This window comes from Alicyclobacillus mali NBRC 102425 (assembly GCF_001570745.1).
GTDB classification, from domain to species: domain Bacteria; phylum Bacillota; class Bacilli; order Alicyclobacillales; family Alicyclobacillaceae; genus Alicyclobacillus; species Alicyclobacillus mali.
Window position 1 is genome coordinate 1 of record NZ_BCSG01000017.1, and the last position, 12,785, is coordinate 12,785.

Below are 12,785 nucleotides of genomic sequence, written 5' to 3' on the forward strand. Positions count from 1 at the left end.
AAATTAACTGAAATTCCAACTAAGCTTGTTTTATACCCATACGTCATTATTTCGTAATTTGCACACACGGATTCACCATTGTTCTTTTCATACTCGAACGAAAGTTTCCGGCGTCGTTCTTCGAGATATTCGCGAAACAGCCTCTTAAATACCCTAAAGTTGCTGCTGCCGAATACGACGATAAGTTCCGGCGCTATGTAGGTTATCAAATCCCTGAGGAAGTTCTGCGCCCATTGATTCTGAAACAAATCTCGTTCCGCCAAACCTCTTATCTGGCTATAGTCACTCACTGTGACAAACGGGAACAAATCTAGATGGATGGCTGTATACTGCACATCTGGAATCTCGTAATAGGATCCATTCAGGTTTTGTAGCAACCGCTCTACTAGATATGGATCTTCCTTTTTTCCAAACCACTTTACGTACGGCTGCTTCTTAAAATAGAAGTTATAACTATTCAAGATTTCGGTGGAAAGAGCCTCGTTTTGCAGAATGTCTTGCAAGGATTCATTGTTCTCCAGGACTCTAAAACGGTTTTCGTTTGGCGGTTCTAGGTAGATAAGCTTCGTCTGATCGCCGGTATCCGCCAACAATTTCAGAGCCTGTTTTTTATTCAGCTTGAGAAATTCACTTCGCGACGGATTTGCCCCGATTGTGACTATCTTCGGTTTCCGTGATTGGGTATTTCCAAACCAAATCACAGGAGGGGCTCTGTCCAAAAGTTCGTGTCCCCACTTGCCACGGAGTTCAATTTGCTTTCTTACGGCGCGGTGAAGCATCTCGATTTCGTAGCTGGACAAGGGAAGTGTCTCCTCTCAAAAAGATTCCAGTTCAATGAGTCCGGTCAAAAAATAATTCGCCAAGAACCAGTGTAGTCGCGTCATGCCGTGGAGGTGATACTCGGCTCATAGAGGCGCGGTTAAACTTCTCTCCACATTCAGTCGCTGATGATAGTTGCCCGAATTCAATTCTATGTAGTATATTAAGCATTCATGCTCCTTTGGATACCAAATCGAATGGTTCTTGAACACTCAGTCCAACAACTTACAGACATTTGTTCCGATATATCTAGGAGAGGCAAATGGCCTCTGTCATTCAACTACTGCTTATTTACCAGTTTCTTTGTCCTGCGGCAAGCTGTTATTTCGTGATTTTCGCTATCTTCTCCAGAAGGACCAGCGCGGAAACAAGTAGCGACCGTCGTTCATGCCACGATTCACGAGATAGCGTTTTAACGCGGGTGATATCACCAGCTTTTCATCGGCCTGCCGAAGTTCTTTGCGCAGGCGAAAGATCTCGTCTTGCATGTCACCCTCGTACGCTGAACTCATATCGTCTTGCCACGTGTTCGACCCTTCTAAGGCGTGTTTCACCAATCGTCCTATGAATTTCTTGCCAAGATAGCAAGGAGAACGTGGAACTGCGGCGAATATACATCTAGGATGTCATTCTTATCGCTGTGTGAAATGCAAGCACGCGATGAGTGCTGATACGCATAAGCGTGACTTGTGTTCGTGAAGCCTACCAGCAAGACAGGAGGACGCTTTGCGTGATCCACGTGAGGGACGCATGTAAACCTCGTCAAGAAATTATCCAGGGAAACCTAAATCTCGAGGTATTTACGGCTTCGCTTCGTCCCGTACTCGAGTTTTACCGCACGGGCGAGCGACGGTTGGACGATGTTTACTTAGATGCTCATCGGTTTTTTAGAGAAGCTACCTATCCAACCAAAGGACTCTTAACGGTACTACGCCAAACGATGCAGCGTCTTGCAGGAGACATGGGGGTCCCAGCCATTCAACGCCTGGAAACGGGCTTTGGCGGTGGCAAGACGCACACTCTCATTGCTTGCACACACGTCGCTCATTTGGGCCGTAACATCGCCGACGTCCTCAAGGCGTCACTTCTGCAGAACTTCGGCGAAGAAGATATGGAAGCTTTCCTTCGCGCGCTGCCGGAGCCTGGTGAAGTGACTGTCGTCGGCGTAGCTGGTGACGAAATCCCCGTACACAAGCCGCAGGGCACAGAACTCGTGCCTTACACGCTTTGGGGAGAGATTGCGCGTCAAGTTGGTGGAGACGCGCTCTATCTTGCACTCGGCGATGAGGCCACCTCGTTCGCTGCGCCAGGCGGTACGTATTTCGATCGCGTCTTTGGCGGTCGCAAGGCGCTCATCATGCTGGATGAGTTAGCACAGTATGCGGCGAGGCTCGAAGCCGCGCGGCCAGATGGTGCATCTCAGTTGGCGGCTTTCCTGATGAGTCTTCATGGATACGCCCGTACACATCAGGGTGTCTCCATCTTGCTGACACTAGCGAGTTCTACGGACGCATTCTCTCGTCAGACCGAGATGTTGAAGCGCCAGCTGGGCGATGTCGCTGGACGCGATATAACTGAGGACGAAGTTGTCGCAATCGCAGAGCGCGCTCAGAAGAGCGCAAGCAGTGTTGTTGCACGGGATGCGGTAGCGGTGACTCCTGTGGATCAAACGGAACTCACAGCCGTATTGGCGAAGAGGTTATTCGAAACCATTGATCGGCAGGCCGCTGAGCAAGTCGCTGTCGAGTACATGCAACTTTACAACAAGAATATGCACATGCTTCCCGCCGATAAGGTGCCATCCTTGCGGGAACGAATGGTAAGCACGTATCCATTCCACCCGACGTTCATCGATTTTCTGAATCACAAACTCGCGGAAGCAGAGAATTTCCAAAAGACGCGTGGCGTTCTGCGAGTGCTGTCTTTGGTTGTGCGCAATCTGTGGATGAGTACGTTTGATGCTCCAATGATCCACGTATGTCACGTGGACCTGCGGTCCCGCGACATTGTCGACGAGATTTTAGGTAGAACGAGCAGTGCGGATCTTCAATTCATCCTTCACGCCGATATCGGGAGTTCACAGTCAAGTCGCTTAGAGAGCGGCCTGAGCAATGCCGAGCGGTTAGACCGCGAATGGATGAGCAAAATCCCGGCATGGGATGGTTCCGGCCGCGGACACATTCCTGTGCACGAGTTTACGTGGAAGACCGTTTTTTTGAATAGCCTTGTGGGCCGGCACGAGGGGCTGAACTCAAACGTATTTGGTGTTACCGAGGCCGAGGCTATCCTGCAAACGGCCTATCCTGGGCTCCCGCCCTACAACGTTCGTCAGGCGCTCGAGGCCATTCGGGAGAATGCGTATTATCTACGCTTCGATCAGGGTAAGTACTTTGCGAGCGAAGAGCCTACGATTAACAGCGTGTTGGCCCGAATCCGCCAATCGTTGCCGCTGGGACAAGTTGAAGGGAGGTTAGACGATGTTGTTCAGCGGATGATTCAAGATCGTACGGGTCTGTTCCGTATTGTTCCTAATGTAGACGCGCCAGAGCAGATACCGGATGATCCGGAACATCTCTTGCTTGGAATTGTTTCGCTATGGACAGACGACTTCGATCTTGATCTGGTCTACACATTTGCAGGTGAGAATCGGCCCCGCCAGTTCCAGAACCACTTGTATCTGCTCGTCCCGAACACGGTCAGGCTGAAGGGACGAGAAGTCGAGCTCTTTGCAGACCAGCAGGCGTTAGAAGCGAGAGATCGTCTGCACGATCTTGCTCGTCAGGTGATCGCAATGGACAAGTTAAATCGGGAGCCTGAGAGCTACGGTGTGAACCCGCGCTACCTGCAGTCGCAAGAATTCACACTGCGCAGAAAGGAGCGCGAACAAGCGCTTCAGAGGGCGGTTGTGGCATCTTATCGGCTGCTCGTGCTGCCTACACGGCATGGACCAGAAACGATTCAGCTATCCGCGTCCTCTGGCGCCGAGAGCGGAGGGGCCATCCTCAATCTGGTAAGAGAACAGCTGATTTCTGCTGGGAAATTGGTTCTATCAAACGCGGTGAAGCGCGAAACGGTCGTCGCGCTATCTCAACTGCTCTTTGGTGATGGATCGGACCATATCATGATTGACCAAATTGCCCAACGAGCAAAGACCAATCGAGCCTGGCCCGTGTTCGAGACAAAGCAGCTTCTTGAGCAACTTATTCGCCACGGGGTCGAAATTGGCCATTGGTGCGTGTTCAGACAGGTCGGTGCTGAAGAGGATCCTCGCGTCGAGCTTTATTTCATGCATTACAAAGACTATCCTGACCAACCTCTGCCGCTGAGTGCAGAGATTATGAATGGCGATTATGGCATTGTGACGTTCCAGGGCGCTATTCAACGCGCTTGGTTAAAACCTCGCATTGACTTACAGGGGATTGCGGCGAGAATCATTCAGGAGAATGGTTGCTTGCGATTGGCAGACCTGAAGGAGAAGGTGTCGGCCGAGATCGCCAAGCAGACCGGAGACGCATCGGAGATACGGGAGCAGAGTATTGAGGCAGCCGTGCAGCAGCTTCTCAGGTCTGGCCAGATTTGGGCGTATGAAGGCTCGCCGGAGCAAACAGAGCGGCCGGCAAAGCAGTGGAAGGCCCATGATGTGCTGTACACGCCATGGCCAGAACACGTTCTCATTCTCCCGGATGAGGCCAAGCGCCGAGGTTGGGATGATGTAGAGCAAGCGCGCGGCCCGCGCATCCTACCGGTTCGCGGTCACGACGCACTGGTCAAGCTGTGGCCAGAACTTCCTAAGCTCGAGAGGATGTACATGCGTGGAGGCTGTAGCAAAATTCAGAGGCTCGAGCTGTCCGAACTCTCTGGTCCGGGCGCGTGCCGCGTCACGCTGTCGTTTGAAGACCTCGATCCTGATGCACTAAAGAGTCTAGGAGCCACGTTCCAGCATCTAAGGGAAGTCTTTGAGATAGATGATTCGTCCGAGATTGACATGCGCATAGAACCGCAGGAAGGTTGTCCATTCGTCCAAAGGCTTGTAGATCTAGGTCTTGTGCACGAGGTGAGGTTGTGAAGGGTACTAAATCCCCCAAATTACACCAGAGAGAGATACAAGAACGGTACAGCCGATATGTAGAACCCCTCGTGCGGCAGATGCCATGGGTGTTAAGAATCACGGAGCGCAAAGGAAAGCCAAGCCCAGTGTTCGTCGTCAAAGAGCGAGTTCATGTTCTAGACGAAGGCACGAATCCGGGCTCGCGCAAGGTTTCGTCCGTGCTTAAGGAGCGGGGGACTTTGTACGGCCCCGCACTCTGGCGATGCAGGCCTGTGTTGCGGCTGATTCTCGCCGAAGTGAAAGATGGACTTGGCATTCCACTCGAACTGCAACAGTTTGTCGCTGACCAACGCGTTTCGTTTCGTGGCAATCTTCCTCTGGATGCAGAAGCTGGTGAAAAGCTTGCCTTGCTATTCAAACTGCAGGAGCGAGTCACCGATATGGATCGCGTCGAGCTCATGGCGTGGCGGATCGAACGATGCACAGCGGAAGAGGCTGGATACTGGTGGTCTCGTATCACACAATTCAACGAGGCTGCGAATCGGTGGGCGCAAGCAGGATTGCGGCTCCTGTTGGGTGGTCAGCCGGGCGATCCCGCCGTGATCGAGATGTTGCAAGAAATTCGGAGATGACGAGAACGGAGGATTTGCATGTCAACGGGTGTGACGATTCAGGACAGGCGACTCATCGAGGCAGGATTTCCTTGTCATCAAGTTGGAGCGGAGACGCAGCGGGAGCGGGACACGGGGCAAGCCCCGCCGACTCATCGTTTGCACGTGTGGTGGGCACGGCGCCCGCTTACGCCGAGCCGCGCCGCCATCCTTGGGTCTATCTTGCCGGCCGATACCGATCCAGATTGGTTCCTGAGGCAGCTGGGCATTGAGAAGGCCGTGGCGATTGTAAATGGGCAGGAGTGGACGTTGGATCCTGACCTCTGGGAAAAGATTCAGGCGACGGCCACGGGCGAGGAATATATCGAGGTAGATGCAGCCGTGGTGCGAGCCTATCACAGGGAGTGTAAGAGAAGGAATGAAAATCAAAAACTGCTATCGGACTTAATCGCCAAGGAGCCGCGACTGGCTTCGGATCCCGTGGTGGTGAGATGGATGCGTGAAGACGCTCCATTACCCGCAGAGCCTCCGTTAGTCGGTGCAAGGTTGGTTGTCCACAGAATCGCCGCTGATCCGAGTTGGGCAAAGCAGAGGATAGAGTGGGAAAACGAGCATGGTATCCGGACAGCTGATGACAAGTATGGCTATCCAAGAGCGTTCACCGTAACTAACAAAAAAGTACTACCTACTAATACTAAGCTTACAATTTTAGATCCAACAGCTGGAGGTGGATCTATACCTTTTGAAGCGCTGCGATTGGGCCAGCACGTGATAGCGAATGATCTCAATCCAGTGGCCGCAGTTATACTCCATGCAACATTGGAGTATCCACTGCGCTTTGGTCGGGAACTTGCCGGTGACATTGAAAAGTGGGGGAATATATTGCGCGAGAGACTCGTGGAGGCTATTGGCGACTTGTTTCCCGCAGCTTCCACTGATGGATTAGCAAGTTCATTGCAAAGCGAAACACCGGATGGCTACATCTACTGCCGCCAAGTCACCTGCCCGCACTGCGGGGGAGAGGCTCCGCTTCTCAACACTTGCTGGTTGTCTAAAAACGGAGATAAGTGGGCCGTGCGGATCGTCCCGGACGGCAAGGCGCAGGGCGGAAAGGTCCACTTCGAAACATATCGATTGACTGGAAACAAGGGACCGAATGGCGAAGATCCCGACTTTGCGACCGTAAAGGATGGCGTCGGGCTTTGCGTGCACTGCAAACAAGCCGTTCCCTCCGAAGAGATCCGGGCGCAAGCACGAGGTGAGTCGCCGAGAGGCAAATGGCGCGATCGCCTGTATTGCGTGGTCGCCGTGCGTTATCAACCGAAGCTCGACAAGAACGGGCAGCCCATACGCTACAAGAGCGGCAAAAATGCGGGCGAGATTCGCACGGAGAAAGTAGTGTATTATCGCCCGCCGAACGAAGCCGATCTCGCCGCTCTCGAGGAAGCTGAACGGCGGCTGATGGAGCACTGGGATGAATGGAACGCCAAGGGGCTCATCCCAACAGAGGCGATTCCAGAAGGACATAAGACGAGCGAACCACGCAGGTACGGCATGACGCGGTGGTGTGACATGTTTACGCCGCGGCAGTTGCTTGGACACTTGACGCTGATCGAGGAGCTTAATCGGCTAAAGCCGCAAATCCTGGCCGAGTTAGGGGAAGAGCGGGGCAAAGCGGTCGTAACATATTTACAGTTCGCGATCGACAAGGGGCTGGATTATAACAGTAAGCAGACGAGATGGCATTACGGACGAGGCGTTATCGTAAATACTTTTGGACGGCATGATTTCTCTCTTAAGTGGACCTTCGCAGAGATGGTACTCACCGGCCCCAATTCGGGTATTGCCTGGGGCCTTACGCAGGTGATAGACGCTTACAAGGGTGTGAGCGGTCTTTTACCTCACAAGGTTGACGGAGGTCTCAGGGATACTAGGGCTCGTGTCCTATGTGGTACAGCAGCTTATTTGGGCGGCGAGTCGAGCTCAGTTGACCTAATATGCATGGATCCTCCATATTACAATAATGTACAATATGCTGAATTGTCCGATTACTTCTACGTATGGCAGCGTAGGACATTGAGAGACCTCTATCCCGGATACCTTTCTCGTCCGCTTACAAATAAGGACGATGAGGCTGTCGCCAATCCGGCGCGCGACGGCTCATCGAGGAACGCGAAAATCGAATATGAGAGGTCCATGTTAGAAATTTTTTCTGAATGTCGGCGAGTCCTAAAGAACCAGGGCATCATGTGTATTATGTTTACTCACAAAGCACAAGAAGCCTGGGAGGCTCTCACGAAGTCGCTCATTGAGACGGGATGGACGATCACAGCCTCCGTGCCCGTTGACAGCGAAGCTAGCGAGTCGATTCATCAGAAGGACAATGCCTCGGCCGCCAGCTCCATCTTCCTCACCTGCCGGAAGCGAGACACGGAGAATCAGGCTCCGTCGGTATGGTCCGGATTTGGCGGCACCGGTGTGGCCGCACAGATTCGTGAGGCTGTGCGCGAGGCTTTGAAGGAGTTCGAACCCCTTCGTCTAAATCCGGTGGACGAGATGGTCGCGAGTTACGGGCGCGCCTTGCAGGTTTTGTCGCAGAACTGGCCGGTACTGGACGGAGACGAGATGGTCAGCCCAATACGCGCGATGAATGAGGCCAGTGCGGTGGTGGCGCAGTACCAGATTGCCCGCATGACCAACGGCCGTATTCGCGTCGAAGACTTGAGTTCCGAAGCGGCCATGGCGCTCACCTTGTTTGGCATTTTCGGTACGCAGCAGTTTCCTTATGACGAGGCGTTAAGCCTGTCGAGATCGCTCAACATGAGCCTTGAGACGAAGACGGGTGGATACCGGGTCGAGCCTCGGATGATTGGTATCAATAACGAGTTGTCCGGGCGTCGCCGGGAAACCACTGAGGAGTCAGGCTACTACGCGCCGCTTGTCAAAAAGGGTTCGAAGCTTCGCTTGGCACTGCCGGAAGAGCGGAATCCGAAACGCCTTCAGGCGCCTCAGACAGAATGGGACATGTTGCAGGGACTCATCATGGCGTACCGAGAGGGCGATATCCCGGGAGCACATACCTACTTGCAGCGACATGCGGAAGGTAGGGCGTCGCTCGTCCTTGATCTCTTGGCCGTTTGGGCTTCGCGCGTCGCGGACGACAAGAAACGAAAAGAGGCAGAGACCATCCTGTACAGTCTGCGCGCTGACTCGGGAGTGGCTTCGGCTTGGTGAGAGAGATGCAGGAAAACGCGAAACGAGGCTTTCAATCGCGTCTATGGCAGCATAGGTACCGCACATCGGCCGTGATCGACGGGCGGCCGATGGATATCCTTCATGACTTCTACCTGCCAGCGCTCGAGCTGGCGACTCGATACGATAGGGTGGCGGGGTACTTCCGCTCCTCGTCCTTGGCCGCGGCTTCCCGCGGCTTTTCGAGCATGGTGGGCCGCAAGGGCACCATTCGGATGGTGGTCGGCGCGGATCTTGACCCGGAAGACGTGCGTGCTGTTCTGCGCGGCGATCAGGCTCGTTTGGCGCGCGCGCTAGGTCGGGAACTGGAAGATAGCTCGCTTTGGCCCGCGCCTGTGCAAGACGGGGTGACGCTGCTGGCTTGGATGGTTGCGCAGGGAGTGCTTGAAATACGCGTGGCTCTGCGCCGCCATGCTGAGACCGGGGAACCCCTTCCGTTTGACAGCACGGAGGATGGGTATTTTCACGACAAGTTTTTTATCCTGACGGACGATGAGGACTGTCGAATTTACGGGACGGGATCGCTCAATGAATCGCGCACGGCGCTCGTGCTCAACGCGGAGAGCATCGACATTCACTGCGATTGGTGGAGCGACATTGACAGGATACGTTGCGATGAGGCGCAGGCGGACTTCGAGAGGCTTTGGGACGGAAAGGCGCCTCATTTTGCCGTCTGCCCACTTCCGGACGCGGTTCGTCGTCGACTGATTCGTCTCGCAGAAGGGGTGACGGTGGTTCGCGAAGTCGACGGCACGGAGGTGGAGGTAGCTCCGGAGCAGGCTTCTTCGCCGAGTGCTCCGTCTGCGCTCGAGTGGCTCCGGTTTGCGGTCATTCGCGACGCGCCGCGCATGCCGGGTGGGGAACAAGTCGGGATTGAAACCGCGCCGGTTGCGCCGTGGCCGCACCAGCGGGTGGTGGCGGAGCGCCTGGTCGAGGACTGGCCCTATAACTACATGCTGTGCGATGAGGTTGGATTAGGAAAGACGATTGAAGCAGGTCTGGCTTTTCGGGCGTTGTATTTGTCTGGCTGGATTCGGCGGATCCTTGTGGCTGCGCCGGCCAGCTTGACCGAGCAGTGGCTGCAGCAGATGAAGACGAAGATGCTCTTGCCGTTCGCCCGGCTGCGCATGTCGCCAAGCCCCGAACATCGTTACTTGCTTCCCTACGAGCACAGTGTTCCAGCCCGAATGCCATACGGTGCGGATCTCCTCATCGTGTCGACCGGCCTCTGGCAACGAGAGGGTGCCGCGCGAGATCTCCTCGCTGCTCCACCATATGATCTCGTCCTTGTCGATGAAGCTCACATGGCGCGGCGCCATAATGCATCCGCTGGAATGGATGAGGCGCCAGACTACAGCAACCTTTATCGGCTGCTCGATTCGTCTGTTCGTCCACACAGTCGTAGCCTGTGGCTCGCCACAGCGACCCCCCTCCAACTGGACATGGTGGAAGTCGCCGATCTCGTCCGGCTCGTCGGTCGGGTGAGCGGATTTCAGTACGAACCGGCGCTCTTCCGCACGTATTATGAATCGCTGGCCAAGTTGCTGCACGAGGAACGATTGTCCGACTGGGAGTGGCGTTTTGTTCGGGATGCGCTCCAAGCATTGAAATCCCATGATCCTGCGCTGTGGCATTTCATCACAGAGCACGTCTTGACGAGGATGCAGACGCGGGCGCTGGACGCTTGGTTTGAACAGCCGGAGGCAGGCGAGCCTTCGCGCCGCGCGCGTGATAAGATGCCCATCGTTGCTCGGATGGCAGCGCCTCTTTCTCGGGTCATGCTTCGGCATACGCGCGAGCTGTTGAAGGTGTACAAACAGCATGGTCAGCTCAATGGATCATTGGCAGAGCGCGAAGTTCGTCCCGTGGAGGCGTTGGAATACACGCCGGAAGAGGCTCACGTGTACAAGTTGCTCAATCGGTATTGTGAAGGGCTTCGTGACAGGCTCGGTTCCGACAGCAGCCGAGGAGCTTCCGCGCGTTTCTCGGTCCGATTCCTCGAGAGCCTACTTCGCCTACGATTTGCATCGAGCCTGTACGCATTCGCCAAGACTGTTGAGAGGCGACTCAAGCGCGTCATCGCGACTTTGGAACACGCGGAACGCGAAGAAACTCCGCTCGCTACGGACCTCGAGACGGAGGATGTCTACGAACCTGAGGTGGAGGACACGGAGGTCTTCGAGGTAGAGCTCTTGGCACATCGCGATCCCGAAGTGTTGCGCTGGGAGCGCCGCCAGCTCGAGCAGTTGAAGCAAGTCCTCCAGGCGATCACGACTACACCTACCAAGACCCGAAAACTACTCGACGTGCTCGATCAACGCCGCCTCGGAGACGGACGTCTAAAGCAGACGGTCATTTTCACCCGGTTTTACGACACGCTTGTCCACTTGCGGGAGAAGTTGTTTGAGCGGATGCCAGGCGTGCGGCTCGGAGTCTACTCTGGGCGCGAGGCTGGTTACTTCGACGTTGAGCTTCAGATGTGGATCGAGACGGATCGCGAGGAAGTCAAAGAGCGGTTCTTGGCGGGAGAGATAGACGTACTGCTGTGTACGGACGCCGCGGCTGAGGGGCTAAACCTCCAGACAGCTGACATGCTGATCAACTTCGATCTCGGCTGGAATCCGATGAAAATCGAGCAGCGTATTGGGCGCATCGATCGAATCGGGCAGCGCCACAATCGAATCTACGTCCTCAACTTGTGCTATGCACAGTCGGAGGAAGGTGAGGTGTACGCTCGCCTCTTAAAACGACTGGCAGAGGCCAAACACGTTGTAGGCCCGCAGCAGCTGTCCCTCTTGCCGGTGCGGACGGAAGAATTCGAGCAATTGGCGAAGGGTGAACTCGCGCTCGATGAGTTGCATCAGCGGGTGATGAGTCGCCTGGAAGCCGAAGAGAGACAAGCTCATCTGATGCAGCTCAGCGCAGACGAGATGTACGAAATGTACGAGCGCATGTTAGCTACGTCCTCTGGACGCACCACGCCCCTGCGCCTGCAAGATATCTGGGACACGCTTGCCGGTTCCGCTTACTTGAAAGGCCTAGGTTGCTACACGGAGGAAACGCCATATGGCCCCGTGTTTGTGGTCCAAGGCGTTCCCGGTGTGGAAGACGGTACACGGCTTACCGTTTCTCCAGAGCTCTATGAGCGGGGACTTCCCGGACACCATATCCATTTCGCCTCCTATGGCGATACCGTCTTCGACACCATTGTCGAGCACGTTCTGTCTCATCCGATGCCGTCAGGTGTGAGACGCGTATCTGTGCCAGGAGGCGAGTACGGGCCGATTGAGCGCTGCGGCTACGTTGTCCTGTGTGATAGTCAGGAGGGACATGAGGCACGTTTTACGGTCCATCACGTCACGAGCTTCCAGGACACCTTGCATGTACGCGATGTCGCGACAGACGTCGACTGGAATGTGGTTGCGCCAGCAGCCGAGAACGTGTTGCGCGAGCGGCTCGCTGACGAACTCAGCAGGGCTATCCGAGTACGACAGGAGAAACGAAACGCCCAATCGGTAAATGAGAAACTGGGGTTCTATCACGCTTGGCTGAGTGTTGTGACCGCGGACCGGCTGTTGCGTGAGGTACGTGGGTCTAAAGATGAAGCGCAGATTCGCGCGACGGCTGCCATCCGCGAATATGAAGAGCGATTTTGTGATCGACACGCCATTCGGATCCCGCTCGTGCCAGTACGTATTCTCGCGTCTTGGTTTCCGCATGCCATGGCGGTGGATAGGGAAAATGCCTGGATAGAAGGAGATCTAACGCAGCTTGTGGTGGGTTTTCCGTACATTCAAGCGGGGTTAAGCGTCGCTCGACGAGCAGTGGACGCCTTAAAAAAAGAAGAGGGTTCGGTCACCTTGCAGAAGCTTCAGCATCGGCTCGTCATTGAGGAAGAGTCGTGGATGCGAAAATTAGCTTCCGGCTGATTCTAGCTCTCCTCCCATCTGGGACACTGAGGTATCCGTTCTACGGCGGGGCGCACATCAACGGGTTGCGCCCCTCCCGCGTGGGACCAGGTTGCTTGTCCGAAGATCCTTTGCAACCATTCTATC

6 protein-coding genes are annotated in these 12,785 nt (G+C 54.9%); 4 read left to right on the forward strand and 2 right to left on the reverse strand.

Annotation, left to right across the window (positions count from 1 at the left end; translation table 11 throughout):
• Positions 1-800, reverse strand: an 800-nt coding sequence (locus AMA01_RS06475) for a hypothetical protein (RefSeq protein ID WP_156468421.1), incomplete at its 3' end; no start/stop codon positions are given.
• Positions 801-1,157: 357 nt separating this feature from the next.
• Positions 1,158-1,307, reverse strand: a complete 150-nt coding sequence (locus AMA01_RS13820; protein WP_156468422.1) for a hypothetical protein — start codon at positions 1,305-1,307, stop codon at positions 1,158-1,160.
• Positions 1,308-1,549: 242 nt separating this feature from the next.
• Here AMA01_RS13820 and AMA01_RS06480 point away from each other — a divergent pair, with 242 nt between their 5' ends.
• From AMA01_RS06480 to AMA01_RS06495, 4 genes are read left to right on the forward strand one after another with little or no spacing between them, the layout of a single operon-like run.
• Positions 1,550-4,885 (forward strand): ATP-binding protein, encoded by a 3,336-nt coding sequence (locus AMA01_RS06480; RefSeq protein WP_067849130.1) that lies wholly within the window; start codon positions 1,550-1,552, stop codon positions 4,883-4,885.
• A complete protein-coding gene (locus AMA01_RS06485) occupies positions 4,882-5,499 on the forward strand; it encodes a DUF7680 family protein (RefSeq protein ID WP_446698015.1) in 618 nt (205 codons plus the stop codon). The genes AMA01_RS06480 and AMA01_RS06485 overlap by 4 nt, the downstream gene beginning before the upstream one ends.
• Positions 5,500-5,517: 18 nt before the next feature.
• Positions 5,518-8,712, forward strand: coding sequence for a DUF1156 domain-containing protein (locus tag AMA01_RS06490; protein ID WP_067849133.1), 3,195 nt, complete (start codon positions 5,518-5,520; stop codon positions 8,710-8,712).
• Positions 8,709-12,659, forward strand: coding sequence for a helicase-related protein (locus tag AMA01_RS06495; protein ID WP_231862860.1), 3,951 nt, complete (start codon positions 8,709-8,711; stop codon positions 12,657-12,659). Before AMA01_RS06490 ends, AMA01_RS06495 begins: the two co-directional genes overlap by 4 nt.
• Positions 12,660-12,785: the final 126 nt, after the last annotated feature.